We start from the raw sequence: 17,539 nt of genomic DNA, 5'->3' as shown, positions 1-17,539 counted from the left end.
AGATACAATACCTTTGATATACTACAATTATTTATTTGGTAAACACTTTCAAGCCCACAATGCCCAGTATTACCAAAGCAAGAGAAAGTAAGCGTCCAAAATTTACTGGGTCATTAAAAAACATTATTCCTATTACCGCTGCACCTATAGAACCTATGCCAGTCCAAACTGCATAAGATGTGCCAAGAGGAATAGACTTCATTGCTAACGATAGCAAGTAAAGACTCACAGAACCGCTAATAAAAATAACTACTACAGGTATAACACGAGTAAAGCCATTGCTATATTTTAGTGCTGTGGTCCATATTATTTCAAACAAACCAGCTAACAGTAAATACAACCAGGCCATAAATCAGTTCCTTTCCACTAATACATGAAGACATTATACATAAAAAAGTTAACCTAACGTCCTACATGCTTCAATAATACTATTGCACCCAACTTCTAATTGTTCTTGAGAGGTTGCATAAGAAATTCTGATAAAGTTTTTCAAACCAAACGCGATTCCTGGAATTACAGCAACTAAATGATCCTCTAACAAATATTCAGCGAAGTCAAGATCATTACTTATTACTTTACCACTTTTTGTACTCTTACCCAATAGACCTTCACATGAAACAAATAAATAAAATGCACCTTGCGGAGTGGATACTGATAATCCTGGAGCAGAATTTATCTTCTCCACTACAAAGTCTCTACGATCTTTAAAAATCCTTGTTCTTTCTTTCAAAAAACTATGATCACCGCTTAGCGCCTCAACTGCTGCTACCTGTGCTATCGAATTTGGATTAGATGTGCTCTGAGACTGCAGTGTGGAGATAGCTTTTATCACATCACCTCTACCTGCAATATAACCTATTCTCCAGCCCGTCATCGCATAGGCTTTTGACACTCCATTGACCACAAAAGTTCTGTCATAAAGCCTTGGTTCAACTTGAGCAATGGTAAAAAACTTTTCATCGTATATTATGTGCTCGTAAATGTCATCCGTAACAACATTTACATGTGGATGCTCAAGCAATATTTGCGCTATACCTTTCAACTCATCATATGTGTAAACAACTCCCGCTGGATTGCTTGGTGAGTTAAGGATTAGCCACTTAGTCTTCTCTGTTATTTTGCTTTTCAATAATTCCGGTGTTAGCTTAAAGCTTTGTTTGCATTCTACCACAACTGGCAGGCCACCAAAAAGATTTATCATATCAACATACGAAACCCAATAAGGAGCCGGAATTATAGCCTCATCTCCAGGGTTAATTGTTGCCATAAACAAATTGAATAATACCTGCTTAGCACCAGCTCCAACACAGATTTGGCTAGGTGTATACTTGAGATTGTTGTCCCCTTTTAACTTGTTGATTATTGCCTCTTTAAGCTCATGCGTTCCATCAACAGCAGTATACTTAGTTTTACCTTCATTTATTGCTTGAATAGCTGCCTCCTTCACGTGGTCTGAGGTATCGAAGTCTGGTTCTCCTGCAGCTAAAACACAGATTTTTTTTCCCTCACTTTTCAACCTATTTGCCTTATCAGTTACAGCGATTGTAGGTGATGGTTTTATTAGGGACATTCTTTTTGCAAGGTCTAACATAATCTTACTGAGGCCAAATCCAAATGATAAACTTTGTGCAGCAAAAAAGCCAGAAATTTTATTATTGGACTTCTTACATAACCTAAAAAAGGCTATTATTTTGGTGCTTTTTGTAATGCCGTGCACCTTTAAATTACTTTAAGAAATTTACCAAATCAAAAAAAGGCAAAAGAAGCCCCGTGAGTGGCTAGTTATTTACATTTAACTTTCAAACATGGCGTTTTTTTATTCTAAACGTCTAATAACCTCGACTCAGTTGCTTTTGAGCTGCAATTGGTCTAAATTATAAACGTTAAGAAATTTACTAAACAGAAAAAAAGGCAAGAGAACCCCGTGATGCGAGTTTTGACCCTATAATACTGTAACTTGGCGCTGTAATAATGTGCTGACGCTTAGTTTAAGCGCGATTTTGGCTGCATGTGAAAAAATTTAAAAGACATGTAGCCCCAATAATTTATATAATCCGCCAATAAATACCTTAAGTTTTTTACTAAATTTTTGTCGTTGATCCTGCAGGTCAAAAACAAGTTTTGAGTCAGAAATACCCTTAGTAGCATAATAATAAGGCTGGCGGGATTTGTCAAGGAGTTTCTTTTTTTGTCTAACAGAAGTTTGTTATGCAAGAAGTCTAATGTTTGTATGCCCTATGCAATGTAGTAGAACCAAACGCATCTTGTGCATTAGGGTCAGCTCTATATTTTAAAAGTAATCTGCAACTTCATAGAACTTATCATGTGCGGCTACATCTAATGGAGCAAGACCATATACTCGTGTATTAGGGTCAGCACCATACTCTGGAAATGTACATTCAGAGTTTGTCCGGAAACTAGTAAACTCAACTATATCGATAACTAATAGCTGCATTTTTACGCATATCATCCAGTAGCAAGTTGCTTTGTGTCATAATTTTTTGTTGATATATTTGCTGTTTAATTGCTTCTGTACCTACTGAATCGCCTCTGATATTGCACAACATCATTAATCTTGCGGTGCTGTTTTCTCTGAATTCTACTATTTCGTTTACACCTGTTTTACTAAACAAAGCCTGTAAACCAGGATTTAAATCCCGCATTTTTATTTCAAATTCTTTTGCAATTGGCAGCTTAAGATTGTCTGCCAATTCATCAAAATTTAAACAATTGACTTTTTGCTCCTTTAGATTGTTTAATAAACTTTCTGAGTCCTTAACCACGATCTGTTTTAATTTTAAAGTGCTTTCCAGTAGTGTGTGATCAAGTTGCACTTTATCTATTACTTTTATGATAGAGTACCCTTCGTTAAGACTGATTGGACCTGCTACATCACCAGTTTCTGATTCTTCTAGAACACTCTTGAGGCTGCCTTTTAGTTGACTTAAATTAACTGTTGCTTTACGCATCCTTATTGGCGGCTCTGGAATAAAACCGTTATTACTATTACGTAATTTTTCCACTAAATCTTCAGATGTACTATAAACGTCTTTGTCTTTTTCACTGGGAACTATGAACTCTTGGAACGTAATAAGATAATCTGGCTTTTCTACTTGCTCTTGTGTATCGTTTACTTCCTTGTCGCTTATGTTGATAAATGGCACGACTCTTGTTTCAATAATTTTACCCCACAACAGCTGACATTTTATCTGTTTCTTTAAAATATCAAGGTCTATATTATGTTTTTTTATATATTGATCAACTTCATCATTCTTGATTTTAAAACTTTGAGTTAAAAATAATATGATAGCGTTATTTAACTCTTCATCACTCAATTTTATATTTAACCTTTGCGCCTCATTGATAATGATAATTTCATCTGTTAGCTGTCTAAGGATTTGAAGCTTTAGTTCCTTTCCACTTTGGGTGCCAAACAATGAATTTATCAGGTTAATGCGTTTTTCAATATCTAAATTTGAAATTGGCTCACCATTCACATCTGCAATAATTTCAATCTCGACTGCAAGCAACCTAATTGGCAATATTACCAACAATAAAATTAGTATTTGACGCATAAACAATAGTTAATAATCAATTCTATAATAAATATTGAACTGATACTAGCAATCTTCAAAGATTTTTTATAGGACAGATATCTTTGATTTATTAATATAATACCATTATAGCAATAAAAATCAATAAGATAAATGAAAATTTTTAGTATCTTCAAATTAGATATTTTGGTTTCTTAAGTGTAACATTGCTAAAAAATAAACTAGTTTATATATGACAAATACAGATGAAACTATTTTCGCTTTATCAACCATATTCGGTAAGTCAGGAGTTGCAGTAGTCAGGATTTCAGGTAACTGTGCACTTAAAGCTTTAAATCATTTTCATATTAGGAAAGACATTAAACCAAGGTTTGCTACTTTAGTTGATCTATATGATGATTCAGGTCAATTGATTGACAATGGAATAATCATTTATTTTCCTGCTCCGAATAGTTTCACTGGTGAGGACGTTATAGAGTTACAGGTGCATGGGAGCAAAGCAGTTATAAAGATTATCTTAGAGGAATTATCAAAAATCTTTGTTATGGCTAAGCCTGGGGAATTCTCGCTTAGAGCTTTTCTAAATGGCAAGTTTGACTTAACGCAGATAGAAGGGATTGCAGACTTGATTGATGCCGAGACAAAAATGCAAGCTAGGCAAGCGATTAAGCAGATGTCAGGGGAGTTGGAGAGACTATACAGCAATTGGAGACAGGGGTTAATAACGATGCAGTCTAAAATTGAGGCATATATAGACTTTCCAGAGGATGTTACAACAGAAAGAAACGAACTGGAAAAAATTAATAGTGAAGTGGGAGCTCTTGTGCAGTCAATACAAGAGCACCTGAATGATGATAGGCGTGGTGAAAGGTTGCGTGAGGGTTTACACGTTGTAATAACTGGTGAACCAAATGTTGGTAAATCAACGCTATTTAATTTCTTGGCTAAACGCAATATTGCTATTGTTTCTGAGTATGCAGGCACAACAAGGGACGTACTTGAAGCCCATATTGACATTGGTGGATACCCAATCATCCTTTCTGATACTGCTGGAATTCGTGAAAGTTCAGATCCAATAGAATCAGAAGGTATAAGTCGAGCACGAAAGAGATCTTGTGAAGCTGATTTAAAAATAGAACTGTTTCCTTTTAAACAGCGTTATAACATCAAATGCAACGTTATAAGTAGTGACACCATTTATGTTCTAAGCAAAGCTGATGATGTTGTTAATGATTACAGTATAAAAGTTAACGGCATAGATTTTTTACCTATTTCTATTTTAAAGGGTACAGGTACAGACAAATTAATCTCCCTAATTAAAGAAAAAGTAGAGAAAAAGTTTGGCTATGATAAAGACACTCCTGTAATTACTCGGCAAAGACATAGAAATTGTATGCAGAAAGCTATAGAACACTTACGACGGTTTAATATAGACAATCCAATTGAGTTAATATCTGAAGACTTGAGGCTTACTGCGTTTGAACTTGGTGCAATAACTGGGATTATTAATGTTGAGGAAATATTGGGTAATATATTTAGCAACTTTTGTGTTGGCAAGTGAAGTTTTTATAGATTGCTTGGAATCAAATGTTGTGATAAAAAAGAAGCGGACGGATGGCCGAGCGGTTTAAGGCACCAGTCTTGAAAACTGACGTACGTGATGAGCGTACCATGGGTTCGAATCCCATTCCGTCCGTTCTCTGTAGTAATCTTGATGTAACACAAAACCAGCGTTGTTAGTCTATTTTCGCCCTATTTAGGCATATGTACCAAGTTTCGTTGCAATAACTTAAAGATCTTCACAGAATATCTGACCTATTTCATCTATTAGCACAATTTTAACTTTTGCATGTCTGCTGACCTGTATAGATTGGACTTCTTGCATAACAAACTTTAGCACAAACGAAAAACCCCTTGACAAACCCCGCCAATCTTATTATCATATCATTCAGGGTATTTCTGACTCAAAACTTGTTTTTGATCCGCGCGGATTCAATGACAAAAATTTAGTAAAAAACTTAAGGTATTTATTGGCGGATTATATAAATTATTGGGGCTACATGTCTTTTAAATTTTTTCACATGCAGCCAAAATCGCGCTTAAACTAAGCGTCAGCACATTATTACAGCGCCAAGTTACAGTATTATAGGGTCAAAACTCGCATCACGGGGATTCTTTTGCCTTTTTCTTCGTTTGGTAAATTTCTTAATGTTTGTAGCTAAGGCGATTCAAGAGACCAGCATGTGACGCTGGATTTCCTTTTTTCCTGGATCCCAGTGTCTGGGCACTGGGATCCAGAAATTGCAATGTTCGTACAGTTCTGCGCGTGACGCTGGAATCTTGTTCCAATGTTAAACAACACAAAGTTAAAAAAGTAGAGCAAAAAACGTTACTTACAATTTAATAGTTCTCCAAAGTCAATTATGTTTGAAAAGTAATTGCTGTCTATAACGTCATCACTTACACCATTAACGTGAATAAGGACTGGACGACATGAAAAGCCTTTCGGACGCTTGAGTGTATCCATTTTCTTTTGTACTTCTTGTATTATTGAATGACCAATTTTATTTTTTGAAAATTTGATTTCGCAAATGTAGAGAGTATTAAACTTGGTTTGAATCATATAATCAATTTGACAACCAGCACCTGCCTTTCTCTGAAAAAATGGATTTTCGCTTACTATTCCATCAACTCCCAAGAAATTATGTATGCTCTTTCTATTGCTAAGCACCAAATTTTCAAATTGAAGTCCGATAATTGTATGCCACTCCGGTAGAGATGTAAGTAATCCCATAGAGTAGGTGTCGCGATTAATTTTTCCTAGATTTTTTTCAATATATTTTAGATAAAATCTTAAATAATTATCTTGAAGCCTGTATCTCCTGAGTCGTGAATCAGTACCCGTTTGTATATTCCAAGTGTGATCCTTTGCAATAAAACCGGCAAGCTCAAGCTCATGTAGATACTCGGAAATGCGTCCATGTCTTGCAATATCTAAAGCAGCACAAATTTCTTCCTGTTCCTTAGCTCCAGTAGAAAGAGCTCTGACTATTTGCTTATAAAAAGCTGTTTTTCGCATGAATAAATCTGAGAATATTTGATCAAATTCCTCAACTAAAAAGCCTCCTTTTGTAAAACAAAGCTTTTTGATATTTTCTTCAGCACTGTGTTTAAAATTCACCTCTTCTAAATACTTTGGAATTCCGCCAGTTACTGCAAGTACCTTAAATTTTTCATATGCTGAAATATTTTTTGGCCAAAATCTATTGCAATCAGAAAGTGATAATTCTCCGAGTGTTAGAGTCAACGATATTCTTCCTATAAAACCAGTACTACTGAGTATATTTTTTTCGATCCAAGATGATGCGGATCCACACACAGCAAAAATTAGCTTGTTATTATTTTTCAACTGTGTATCCCAAAAATTCTTTATTTTTCCTAAAAAAGTTGGATCTTTTGAGCCCATCCAAGAAATTTCATCAAAGAGCAATAATATTTTGCCAGATAGTAGACGTTCACCAACCGCCCATAGTAAATCACTCCAGTCATCATACCTAGCAAAAGATGTGTTAAATTGTCTAGCAACTTGTCTAGAAAATTCATTAAGCTGGTGAGATGTAGTAGTATGCTTTTCTGGTGGCAAACCCATAAATGAATAATACCGCTCAAAATGCTTACCAAACTCTTGAATTAAACGACTTTTTCCTACACGACGCCTTCCTTTGACCACTACGAAGGATGCGGTATTTTTTTCTTTAAGCTCCAGTAGTTGCTTCAACTCAGTTTGCCTACCGATAAATGATGGAGACATAAAATGTGAAATATAAATCTTTGTCTCCATTATGTGTGATAAAATTGGAGACGTAAATGAATAAATTGCGATCTTTGTCTCCATTATGTGTGATAAAATTGGAGACGTAAATGAATAAATTGCGATCTTTGTCTCCATTATGTGTGATAAAATTGGAGACGCAAATGAATAAATTATGATCTTTGTCTCTATATAATACTAAACTATTGATATCTTTTTTATATCACATTTTTAACTTACAATAGTTAGGCATACATTAACCAAATCTTTCAAATTCTGCACTCACCACTACTTATGACTCACTTTCACGCAATATTGATTGTTCTTAAAAAGCAATCTAACATTTTTTATTCCTTGATTGCGAAGCTTCGAGGCAGCTGATTTAGCAGCCTGAGCGTTTACAAAAAATGCAACATATCCCTTGCTTTCTGCACCGTTTTGTTTTGGGTGACGTTTTTGCATTTCTTTTTCATACTGCTTTCTATAATGAGGAGTTTTTTGTATTAATCGTTCTGACATTTTCCTTAAATACCGAACTTTCACTCTTGCAAGTCCGGATTTATGAAGTCCTAAAACTTTTGCTGCCTTTTCTGATAAGTCTATTATTCTACCTTCAACAAACGGTCCTCTATCGTTAACTCTTATCACAAGTTTTTTTCCGGTTTCTAAGTTAGTGACAAGAACAAAGCAAGGTAGAGGTAAAGTCTTATGCGCTGCAGAAATTAAGTGACGGTTAAACACTTCACCGTTTGCTGTAATTGTGTCGTGGTCTTCTATTCCATACCACGATGCTATTCCTATTTCCTCGTAATGGTTACAGTGTTTGGGATAATAAGTTATACCATTGATTGTGTAGCTATTGCCAATTTTATAGTGACCTGCAGTATCATTACACCTGCTGCGAAGACCGCAACTACTTAACAAAACAAATATTAGGCATAGAAAGGCTAGATTTTTTATCATTATATTTAGTGAAAGGGCTCGATATCATGAGGATTTTAAATTATACTATAATAGATTTAGTAATAAGTAAACTTTTACTGCTAAATATGAACAGTATTCAAAAAGAAACAATACACATAATTGGTATAGGCGGAATTGGAATGAGTGCAATTGCTGAAATTCTTCACAATTCCAATTATAAAGTTCAAGGTAGTGATGCGCAATCAAACAACAATTTAGATAGGTTACAAAAGCTAGGTGTAGAGGTCTATATTGGTCACAATGCCAATAACATCAGGCAAGCCCAAGTGGTCGTATATTCTTCTGCAATAAAACCTGATAATGTGGAGCTAGTTGCAGCAAGGGATAACAATATAACCATTTTGCATAGGTCAGACATACTTGCTGAAATTATGAAAGATAAATATGTGATAGCGGTTTCAGGTTCAAGTGGAAAGACGACAACGACGGCTATGATTGCTTCCATTTTTGATCATTCCAGTATTGATGCAACTGTAATTGTGGGAGGGATACTAAATTCATACCAGAGTAATTCAAAACTTGGCAAGAGTGACATTTTTTTGGCTGAGGCTGATGAGTCTGATGGAACTATGTTAAAAATCCCTGCGAATATTGCTGTCATAACGAGTATCAACAACGATCACATAGATCATTACGGTACGTTTGACGATATCAAAAATGCATTTTCTCAATTTATAAACAGAGCAAACTTTGCAATTCTGCCTGATTCTGTAAGCATTAATCATGATGCGAGTAATTCTATAACGTTTGGACTTGAGATAAGAGCCAGCAACATCAAACAACACAATAACAGCATAGAATTTGATGTGTTGATTGATAGTTGTAATGTAGGCGAAAATAGCTGGATCCCAGTGTCAAGCACTGGGATGACAAAGAAAGAGCTGTTGTCTTCCAGTTACCACCTCTCCCCTTTATCATCCCAGTGCTCGACCAGAGTCATAAAAAACATAGTATTATCAAACGCAATAGGAATGCATAAGGTTAGTAACGCCATGGCTGCAATATCGGTTGCAATAAAACTAGGAATTAGCGATGAAGACATTAGAAAAGGCCTTTTGGAGTTTAAAGGAGTAGCAAAAAGATTTTCTTTAATTGCTGATATTAAAAGTGTTAAATTAATTGAGGATTATGCCCATCATCCAAATGAAATATATGCAACTTTAACGGCTGCACGTTCGATTACTAAAGGAAAAGTAATAGGAATTATCGAGCCACTGCGTTTCGCTCGTATTCGTAATTTTTTTGATGAATTCATACGAATTTTCATGATGTTTGACTATGTAATTCTCACTCCCGTTCATCCCCCGGAAGATAAGCCTATTCCTGGTTGTAGAATTGATGATATACAGAAAACTCTAGTCAGTGCTGGGTTTAATAATGTAAAGACTATGAATGATGCTTTACTCATCTCACATTTCATTAGTGATTCGACAAATTCAGGCGATGTAGTATTATTTATTGGTGCTGGTAGTAATATAGCTAAGTTAGCAAGAGAAACTGTAGTACAAATGTTTAGTTAAACGGTAAAATGAATTTAAGCATTAGTATCATTATTGGGAAGATTTACATGGTAAAATTGTATAGTAAAACTGGATCGCAGTGTCACAGTACACAACTATACAAGCGTTGCGATATGTGGGTAATTTGCGTAGCAGGCGGTGTCATGAAAGTAGCTGACACTGGAATCCAGTTTTCATTGTACAGTCACCTGGCATGCTCATTTAAAGTTAAGTTTTCTGGATCCCAGTGTCTGGGCACTGGGATGACATCTCTCTTGGTCTCTTGTATCGCAATGTTCGTACAGTTAGCTACTTGGATGACACCTTCCGAGACAGAACGTTCCGTGCACACAATTGTGAATCTAGTAAAGATTTAATGCGATGAAAAAGATAATTAACAATGTATTTGCAAGAGAAATTTTAGATAGCAGGGGTTACCCTACTGTTGAGGTGGAAATTGAACTCTGTGATGGAGCAACAGGTAGAGCGTCTGTGCCTTCTGGAGCTTCAACTGGTAAACTAGAAGCCTTAGAACTGAGAGATCAAGATGAAAAAAGGTACTGTGGTAAGGGAGTGCTGAAGGCTGTTCAAGCAGTCAATGGAGCAATAGCGGATGAAATCATTGGCATGGATGCAGCAGACCAAAGTACAATTGATAAAGCGTTAATCGAATTAGATGGGACAAGAAACAAATCTAAGCTTGGAGCAAATGCAATTTTAGGTGTGTCTCTCGCATCTGTAAAAGCGGCAGCAAGCAGTTTCAAAATGCCATTGTATAGATATTTGGGAGGCGAACAGATGCCGTTTCCAATGATTAACATAATTAATGGTGGAGTACATGCGAACAATAAACTCGATTTTCAAGAATTTATGATTCTTCCTATTGGAGCTGAAACTTTTAGTGAAGCAGTCAGGATATCTGCAGAGGTGTTTCATAATTTGCGCAGCATTCTTAAGAAAAAAGGTTATAGTACAAATGTAGGAGACGAAGGTGGTTTTGCCCCAAACATTGAGAGCACTGAAGAAGCACTTAACTTGATCATGCATGCTGTAGAATCTGCCGGTTACTCAATGCAAAATCACTTTGCACTGGGTCTTGATGTTGCTTCATCTACTTTTTATGAAGATGGAATTTACAAATTTGAAAATAGAGAGCTTACTTCGGAAGAATTGGCTGAATACTATTGTAACCTTGTGGAAAAATATCCAATAATTTCTATAGAAGATGCAATGAGTGAAGACGATTACGAAGGTTGGAAGTTACTTACTGCAAAGCTAGGAAATAAAATTCAATTGGTTGGGGATGATTTGTTTGTTACAAATTGTGACCTAATACGTAAAGGAATAGAGGAAAAAATGGCAAATGCTGTACTAATCAAGCCAAACCAGATAGGAACACTTACGGAAACTTTGGCTGCTATTGAAATGGCAAAATCAGGTGGCTATAAAACTGTGATTTCTCATCGCTCAGGTGAAACAGAGGACACAACAATATCCCACATAGCGGTTGCATCAAATTGTGGGCAAATAAAGACTGGCTCGCTATCGCGTTCTGATAGGCTTGCGAAGTATAACGAATTAATGAGAATAGAAAGTTCATTAGGAGAAAATGCTAAATACTATCGTGGGTTAGCATGGACTTCATAGACGAAGTTAAATTATATTTAAAAGCAGGTGATGGTGGTGATGGCTGCGCGAGTTTTCGTCGGGAAAAATTCGTTGAATTTGGTGGTCCAAACGGTGGTAATGGAGGGAAGGGGGGAGACATAGTTTTTGTTAGCGATACAAATCTCAATACTTTACTTAACTTTCGTTATAGAAGACACATTAAAGCAAACAGTGGAAAAAGTGGTGCGAGTAGAGATAGGTCTGGTACAGCGGGAAAAGATGTCATACTTAAAGTTCCAGTTGGTACACAAATAATTGATGAAGAAAGTGAGGAGATAATAGCAGATCTTGATAAACCTGATATGGAATTTCAAGTAGTACGAGGTGGAAAAGGTGGACTTGGGAATACCAATTTTAAATCTGCTACCAATAGGGCACCAAGACATTTTACCTATGGTCATCCCGGTGAAGAAAGAAACATAATATTAAAGCTAAAAGTTTTATCGGATGTTGGCATTATCGGCATGCCAAACGCAGGTAAATCAAAATTTTTAACTCGTTGTTCAAATGCAGATACGAAAGTAGGGGATTATCCATTCACCACGATAAGGCCACATTTAGGTGTAGCAAAAGTGGATGACAGCGAAATTGTGATAGCAGATATTCCTGGAATAATCACTGATGCTCACCTTGGAGTTGGGCTTGGACACAAATTTTTAAAGCACATAGAAAGGTGCAAAATTTTACTACATTTAATCGATGTAACTCATGATGATGTCATTTCAGCCTATGGTTGCACACACAATGAGTTGGAGCTTTACAATAGTGATCTTGTTAAAAAAGAGGAAATTGTAGTGTTAAACAAATGCGACTTATTGGAGGAAACAGAAATTCTTGAAAAGAAGAATCACTTGGCCAATTACCTTAATAAAGAAGTGCTATGCTTATCAATCGATGATGATTTACAGCCCATTCTAAGATTATTGAGTGAAAAATTGAAAAAAAGCAACCCTAAGGAAATTGATGTATATGATCCTTTTAAGGCATAAATTTCCTATTCAATAGCCACGCAGGTGCGTATAAACTAAATCCAATGGATAGGTCCTACCTCCTTCAGCTTGAGCAGTTTTTTGTTAAGAATACGGAATTTTAGGGATAGAATCTCCCCCATGCAAAAAGATTGTATCTGTTCAGAGGTGTGGCAAGGATAAAAAATAATTGACATAATATATTAAAGTAGTAATAACACAAAATGTTGATAGTAATGTAAGGCTAGATGCTTCAATTGTTGATCAGTATTGTAGAGTTATGTAAAAACTTAGAGCAGAAAGCTTGAAGAAAAAAATAAAATCTTAGAAATAGAGAATGCTGAACTAAGAGAGAGACTTGGCTTAAACTCAAGGAATGCATCTTTACCAAGTTCAAAAGAGCTGTACAAAATAAAAAAAGACACACCAGAAGATAAGTCAGAGGGCGGCAGGAAGATAGGTGGTCAAGTTGGACATAAGGGAAATTGCCGAGCTAAAATGGAAGCAGATGAGGTGGTGAAGGTAGAGTTACCAAATAGATGCGAGTGTGGTGAAGAAATCGCAATATCAGAAAAACCATATGTCTATCAAAAAGTTGATTTACCAGAAATTAAGCCTTACGTAGTTGAGTATCAATTAGAACCTGGGCGCTGTCGTAAATGCGGAAAAAGAAGGAGTAGCAAATTACCAGAAGCCTGATACCTTTGGTCCTATAGCTAACCAAATAAAGCTTTCCTGAATTAAGTTTTCATGGTAGTAAAAGTACATTAAAACAAATAGAGAGGGAAAATGCCAAAACCATACAGTGAAGACCTGAGAGAAAAAGTGTTAAAGGTGTGTGATGCGGGAGAAATGACAATAAAAAAAATCTGTGAAACATTTAACATTAACGAAAAAACGTTGTACTGGTGGAGGAAAAGAAGAGAAGAAACAGGAAGTATAAAACCGTCTTCAGGCTACCAAAAGGGACATAGTCATAAGATTAAGGACATAAATAGATTTATTAAATTTCTAGATGAAAATCAGGATACTACAGTTGAAAAGATAATTGAAGAATTTGGTAATATGTGCAAAAACACAGTGTATTAAAAAAGTAAACTATACATATAAAAAAAACTTTTCTCTATCAGGAGCGGAATAAAGAAAAATGCAAGGAATTTATAGAAAAAATAGCAAAAATGAAAAAAGAAGATATAGTATTTATAGATGAATCAGGTATAGAAGATAACGAATTTTATGCATATGGATGGGCTCCGAGAGGCAAAAGATTATTTGCAGATAAACCAGGATTCAAAAGAAGAAGGGTGAGCATAATAGGAGCGCTGAATGAAGGAAAAGTTAAGGCACCATGGATAATTGAGGAACAGGGAGATATTTGAGGCTTATGTTGAGAGTGTGCTTATTCCAATATTAAAACCTGGACAAACTATCGTTCTTGATAATGCGAGCTTTCATAAGTCTGAAAGGACGAAAGAATTAATAGAAAATGCTGGATGTAAAATTTTGTTTTTGCCCCCATACTCGCCTGATTTGAATCCAATTGAGCATTTTTGGTTTGCATGCAATAAGAAAAGTGCTGCCAAGCTTTTGGCCGGATATTAATTCGGCTATTGATTTTGTCTTTCAAAAATTAGGGAAACCTTACATGAGTTAGCTATAAGAGGTTGCTTATCAGGATTTTGCACAAAATGAAGCAGAATTTCGTGTATCACCTCTCCTTTTGTATCTTTGTGTTGTAAAGCAGTTGCAAACATGCTTTTATCAGTGGTTATCTCTTCTTTGTCAACAAGTTCTCCTTTAGCCATTTCTGATCGAAAAAAAGACTTTAAATCTTTAATCTTTTTTTTACCATTTTGTATTTCAAGAATTATTGAATTCAAATTATCAGTCATATGATTCTCCTTATTTTGATCATATTATTTATTAACAATGTAATAAATTCTGCTAAAAGTCAAGAATCTGATTAAAAAATTAATATAATTTGTGACAGCTTCTATAGCTAATCAGAGAGAAGATTTTCTTACTTTTTCCTTATTTTCGGATTCACTTCTAACAATTTTCTTCCCATTTAGTATATCTTTGATTTCATCTCCTGTTAAAGTCTCAAACTCCAGCAAGTTTTCAGCGATAAGCTCTAGGTCTTTGCGGCGTTTAGTCAAGATATCCTTTGCTTTTTCATAGCATGAAGATACAACTTGTTTTACTTCTTCATCTATGAGCTTCAGAGTGTCTTCGGAAATTATATCAGAACCATGAACATTTTGTTCACGATTGTGATATATTGGACCTATTTTGTCACTCATTCCCCATTTCGTTACCATAGCACGTGATAAATCAGATGCCTGTTTTATATCTGAAGATGCGCCGCTTGTAATTTTATCATAGCCAAAAATAAGCTCTTCTGCCACTCTTCCACCCATGGCAACAGTTATATCTGCTATCATCTTTTCTCTTGTATGGGATACTCTGTCTGTTTCTGGCAACCTCATGACTAAACCTAAAGCTCTACCTCTTGGAATAATAGTTGCTTTATGTATCGGATCGGAGGCAGGCATATTAACAGCAACTATTGCATGACCAGCTTCATGGTAAGCAGTGAGCCTTCTTTCCTCTTCTGTCATAATTAGAGATCGTCTTTCCACGCCCATCATCACTTTGTCACGAGCATATTCAAAGTCATCCATAGTAACGATCTTCTTGTTCCGTCTTGCAGCAATAAGTGCAGATTCATTCACTAAATTTGCTAGATCAGCCCCTGAAAAACCTGGCGTTCCTCTTGCAACTGTCTTTACGTTTACATCTGGTGCTATCGATATTTTCTTTATATGTGTATTTAATATCCTTTCACGCCCATTTATATCAGGTAAAGAGATAGTAATCTGTCGGTCAAAACGACCAGGTCTAAGCAGTGCTGGGTCTAGAACATCAGGACGGTTAGTTGCAGCAACTATTATTACACCTTCGTTGGATTCAAAGCCATCCATTTCAACTAATAACTGATTTAGTGTTTGTTCTCTCTCATCATTGCCACCACCAAGACCAATGCCACGATGTCTACCTACTGCATCTATCTCGTCTATAAAGATTATACAAGGAGCATTTTTCTTGCCTTGATCAAACATGTCACGAACACGGCTTGCACCAACGCCGACAAACATTTCGACAAAATCAGACCCAGAAATGCTAAAGAATGGCACATTAGCTTCACCTGCAATTGCACGAGCGAGTAGGGTTTTACCGGTTCCAGGAGAGCCAATTAAGAGGCACCCTTTTGGTATTTTCCCACCCAATACTTGAAACTTTTGCCTTTGTTTAAGAAAATCAACGATTTCTACCAGTTCTTCTTTTGCTTCATCAATTCCAGCAACATCGTCAAATGTCACTTTTTTTCCGCTGGTCATAAGCCTAGCTTTTGATTTGCCAAAGCTTATGGTTCTGTTACCCCCTGCTTGTGTTTGCTTTAAAAGGAAGAGCAATAAGCCGATAAAGATAAATGTTGGGATCCATTGAATAAGTAACCCACCAATGATACTCATTGCAGAATCCCCAGTTGAAAAGGAGAATTTCACTTTTTTGTCATGCAAACTTTTTATTAAATCGCTATATATAATACCACTTGAGTTAAAACTTGATCCATCTCTAAACTTGCCTTCAATGCTCTGGTTTCTTATGACAACATTTTCTATATCATTATCATCCAGCTTGGTTAAGAATTCTGAAAAAGGTATGGTTGTTTTACTCCTACCCATACTTCCGCTGAACTGAATACAAGCTACCGCAACAAGCACAACGATTACTAACCAAATCAGTAAACCTTCTAAAAATTTTTTCATTGTTACTTTTAATTTAGATATCCACTAAGCTTACCAAATTTTGTTTTATTATGCTATTAATAATGAGTTGAACCTTATTACTATTGATATTTTTTCCATAGTTTATATGAGGATAAGCCAGTACCTTTTCACCTTTTAGCACAACAGGTAAGGAGTAAAAAACTTCGGGCAGCAGTTATAAGCTGTATTAGTTGTAACCACTGCTAGGTGTGTTTTTTATGAAAAGAATTAAATAATCCTCCTATTCTGCTATAAATTCATGTGCCCATCAGCAAACTGCTTTTGTAATATACGTAGCAAGCTGCTCTATTATACTAGTGTTTACATTATCCATTTCTTTATTCTCAAGTTTCTGAGATTTGATCTTATTAAGTGCTTTTGTAAAATCATCCATGGTAACAATGAGTTTTTCTATTTTTTGCCCCTGAGTACGCTTTACGGCGTTATACTTTGCATCATTTACTAAATTATATAGCACAGCTCCTGAACAATCTTCAGTTTTTTCTGCAATTTTTTGAAGATTTAGATCTGATGCAATTGGTACCTTCTTTGTGTAAAGATCTAATATCCTCTCTCGTGAGCTTAAGTCTGGCAAAGGAATATAAATGTGCTCAGAGAAACGACCAGGTCTAAGCAGTGCTTCGTCTAAAATATCTCGACGGTTAGTTGCAGCAATTACTGTTACACCTTTATTAGAGTTGAACCCGTCCATTTCAACTAACAGTTGAGTCAAAGTCAGGTTTTGGTCTTTGGCTCCACCACTAGTAGAAGAAGAGCGCTTTGTGCCGATAGCATCTATTTCATCTATAAAAACTATACAAGGAGAGTTTTCTTTTGCTTTTCTAAAAAGTTCACGTATGTTAACTGCACCTATATTGACAAACGAACTAACGATGTCACCTCCAGAAATAGAGAAAAATGGAATGCCAGCCTCACCTGCAATTGCACGAACAGCAAGTGTTTTGCCATTTCCTGGTGGGCCATAGAAAAGATAACCTCGTGGTAGCTCAAAGCCGATCTTTTCAAGCATTGCTTTCTTCTCTTCTGATATATTATTGCAAATCATTCGCAGCTTTTCTTTTACTTCATCTGCTATTATAAGATCATCAAGCTTTGCTTCTCGCCTGTCTTGTTTAATTACTGTTGCTTCTGGTGATTTTCTTAACATATAAACAACACAACCTATTATCAATCCCAATACAATTACAGTACCTGCTACTGA

14 protein-coding genes, 1 tRNA gene and 5 pseudogenes are annotated in these 17,539 nt (G+C 35.8%); 8 read left to right on the top strand and 12 right to left on the bottom strand.

Annotated elements, in window-relative coordinates; translation table 11 throughout:
- Window positions 1–31 precede the first annotated feature (31 nt).
- The 4 genes and pseudogenes from HET73_RS01915 to HET73_RS01900 form a co-directional block, all read right to left on the bottom strand.
- Window positions 32–349, bottom strand: a complete 318-nt coding sequence (locus HET73_RS01915) for a DMT family transporter (RefSeq protein ID WP_174133356.1) — start codon at window positions 347–349, stop codon at window positions 32–34.
- Window positions 350–397: 48 nt separating this feature from the next.
- Complete coding sequence (locus tag HET73_RS01910; protein WP_174133360.1) at window positions 398–1,591, bottom strand: pyridoxal phosphate-dependent aminotransferase; 1,194 nt, start codon at window positions 1,589–1,591, stop codon at window positions 398–400.
- A gap of 628 nt (window positions 1,592–2,219) precedes the next feature.
- Window positions 2,220–2,297: pseudogene (locus HET73_RS09635) on the bottom strand (hypothetical protein); the annotation flags it as partial.
- A 129-nt stretch (window positions 2,298–2,426) separates the two neighbouring features.
- On the bottom strand, window positions 2,427–3,575 hold the full coding sequence (locus tag HET73_RS01900) for a SurA N-terminal domain-containing protein (protein ID WP_174133314.1): 1,149 nt from the start codon (window positions 3,573–3,575) through the stop codon (window positions 2,427–2,429).
- 211 nt (window positions 3,576–3,786) lie between these two features.
- Between HET73_RS01900 and mnmE the strand changes: the two genes are divergently transcribed.
- Window positions 3,787–5,115: a tRNA uridine-5-carboxymethylaminomethyl(34) synthesis GTPase MnmE gene (gene mnmE / locus HET73_RS01895; RefSeq protein ID WP_174133313.1), complete on the top strand. Its 1,329-nt coding sequence runs from the start codon at window positions 3,787–3,789 to the stop codon at window positions 5,113–5,115.
- Window positions 5,116–5,162: 47 nt separating this feature from the next.
- Window positions 5,163–5,250: transfer RNA gene (locus HET73_RS01890), tRNA-Ser, on the top strand.
- A gap of 522 nt (window positions 5,251–5,772) precedes the next feature.
- Here HET73_RS01890 and HET73_RS01885 read toward each other — a convergent pair.
- The 3 genes from HET73_RS01885 to HET73_RS01875 form a co-directional block, all read right to left on the bottom strand.
- Entirely contained in the window at window positions 5,773–5,913 is a 141-nt protein-coding gene (locus HET73_RS01885) for a hypothetical protein (RefSeq protein ID WP_174133940.1), read from the bottom strand.
- Between the two features lie 30 nt (window positions 5,914–5,943).
- The gene (locus HET73_RS01880; RefSeq protein WP_174133069.1) at window positions 5,944–7,365 is read right to left on the bottom strand and encodes an AAA family ATPase; all 1,422 of its coding nucleotides are present in this window, start codon (window positions 7,363–7,365) and stop codon (window positions 5,944–5,946) included.
- 288 nt (window positions 7,366–7,653) lie between these two features.
- Entirely contained in the window at window positions 7,654–8,328 is a 675-nt protein-coding gene (locus HET73_RS01875) for a septal ring lytic transglycosylase RlpA family protein (protein ID WP_174133070.1), read from the bottom strand.
- A 26-nt stretch (window positions 8,329–8,354) separates the two neighbouring features.
- On the opposite strand from HET73_RS01875, the gene murC reads away from it, so the two are divergent.
- Window positions 8,355–9,869 carry a UDP-N-acetylmuramate--L-alanine ligase gene (gene murC, locus HET73_RS01870; protein ID WP_174133071.1) on the top strand — a complete coding sequence of 505 codons (1,515 nt, stop codon included), beginning with the start codon at window positions 8,355–8,357 and terminating at the stop codon, window positions 9,867–9,869.
- Window positions 9,870–9,987: 118 nt separating this feature from the next.
- Here murC and HET73_RS10070 read toward each other — a convergent pair.
- A pseudogene (locus HET73_RS10070) lies at window positions 9,988–10,110 on the bottom strand (WPE palindromic element domain-containing protein); the annotation flags it as partial.
- 119 nt (window positions 10,111–10,229) lie between these two features.
- Between HET73_RS10070 and eno the strand changes: the two are divergent.
- The 5 genes and pseudogenes from eno to HET73_RS09630 all read left to right on the top strand — a co-directional run bounded on the left by eno (window position 10,230) and on the right by HET73_RS09630 (window position 14,086).
- Complete coding sequence (eno, locus tag HET73_RS01860; protein WP_174133072.1) at window positions 10,230–11,495, top strand: phosphopyruvate hydratase; 1,266 nt, start codon at window positions 10,230–10,232, stop codon at window positions 11,493–11,495.
- Window positions 11,483–12,505, top strand: coding sequence for an Obg family GTPase CgtA (gene cgtA, locus HET73_RS01855; protein ID WP_174133939.1), 1,023 nt, complete (start codon window positions 11,483–11,485; stop codon window positions 12,503–12,505). Before eno ends, cgtA begins: the two co-directional genes overlap by 13 nt.
- Before the next feature lie 239 nt (window positions 12,506–12,744).
- Window positions 12,745–13,211: pseudogene (locus tag HET73_RS01850) on the top strand (IS66 family transposase); the annotation flags it as partial.
- 62 nt (window positions 13,212–13,273) lie between these two features.
- On the top strand, window positions 13,274–13,573 hold the full coding sequence (locus tag HET73_RS01845; RefSeq protein ID WP_174133938.1) for an IS630 transposase-related protein: 300 nt from the start codon (window positions 13,274–13,276) through the stop codon (window positions 13,571–13,573).
- A gap of 89 nt (window positions 13,574–13,662) precedes the next feature.
- Window positions 13,663–14,086: pseudogene (locus HET73_RS09630) on the top strand (IS630 family transposase).
- Window positions 14,087–14,091: 5 nt separating this feature from the next.
- On the opposite strand, the gene HET73_RS01830 reads toward HET73_RS09630, so the two are convergent.
- The 4 genes and pseudogenes from HET73_RS01830 to HET73_RS01815 all read right to left on the bottom strand — a co-directional run.
- On the bottom strand, window positions 14,092–14,376 hold the full coding sequence (locus HET73_RS01830) for a hypothetical protein (protein ID WP_174133935.1): 285 nt from the start codon (window positions 14,374–14,376) through the stop codon (window positions 14,092–14,094).
- Between the two features lie 111 nt (window positions 14,377–14,487).
- Window positions 14,488–16,317, bottom strand: a complete 1,830-nt coding sequence (ftsH, locus tag HET73_RS01825) for an ATP-dependent zinc metalloprotease FtsH (protein WP_174133171.1) — start codon at window positions 16,315–16,317, stop codon at window positions 14,488–14,490.
- A 13-nt stretch (window positions 16,318–16,330) separates the two neighbouring features.
- Window positions 16,331–16,497 (bottom strand): annotated as a pseudogene (locus HET73_RS01820) (tRNA lysidine(34) synthetase TilS); the annotation flags it as partial.
- An 88-nt stretch (window positions 16,498–16,585) separates the two neighbouring features.
- A partial coding sequence (locus tag HET73_RS01815) for an ATP-binding protein (protein WP_218939294.1) occupies window positions 16,586–17,539 on the bottom strand: 954 nt, incomplete at its 5' end.

It is taken from the genome of Wolbachia endosymbiont of Atemnus politus (assembly GCF_013309895.1).
Note: the sequence above shows the minus strand (reverse complement) of the source record. Positions and strands in the feature narration are given on the sequence as shown.

Bases quoted from the DNA above. Each gene is read 5' to 3' on its own strand.
- HET73_RS01915 (WP_174133356.1), bottom strand. From the start codon at position 349: ATGGCCTGGTTGTATTTACTGTTAGCTGGTTTGTTTGAAATAATATGG.
- HET73_RS01910 (WP_174133360.1), bottom strand. From the start codon at position 1,591: ATGTTAGACCTTGCAAAAAGAATGTCCCTAATAAAACCATCACCTACA.
- HET73_RS01900 (WP_174133314.1), bottom strand. From the start codon at position 3,575: ATGCGTCAAATACTAATTTTATTGTTGGTAATATTGCCAATTAGGTTG.
- mnmE (WP_174133313.1), top strand. From the start codon at position 3,787: ATGACAAATACAGATGAAACTATTTTCGCTTTATCAACCATATTCGGT.
- HET73_RS01880 (WP_174133069.1), bottom strand. From the start codon at position 7,365: ATGTCTCCATCATTTATCGGTAGGCAAACTGAGTTGAAGCAACTACTG.
- HET73_RS01875 (WP_174133070.1), bottom strand. From the start codon at position 8,328: ATGATAAAAAATCTAGCCTTTCTATGCCTAATATTTGTTTTGTTAAGT.
- murC (WP_174133071.1), top strand. From the start codon at position 8,355: ATGAGGATTTTAAATTATACTATAATAGATTTAGTAATAAGTAAACTT.
- eno (WP_174133072.1), top strand. From the start codon at position 10,230: ATGAAAAAGATAATTAACAATGTATTTGCAAGAGAAATTTTAGATAGC.
- cgtA (WP_174133939.1), top strand. From the start codon at position 11,483: ATGGACTTCATAGACGAAGTTAAATTATATTTAAAAGCAGGTGATGGT.
- HET73_RS01845 (WP_174133938.1), top strand. From the start codon at position 13,274: ATGCCAAAACCATACAGTGAAGACCTGAGAGAAAAAGTGTTAAAGGTG.
- HET73_RS01830 (WP_174133935.1), bottom strand. From the start codon at position 14,376: ATGACTGATAATTTGAATTCAATAATTCTTGAAATACAAAATGGTAAA.
- ftsH (WP_174133171.1), bottom strand. From the start codon at position 16,317: ATGAAAAAATTTTTAGAAGGTTTACTGATTTGGTTAGTAATCGTTGTG.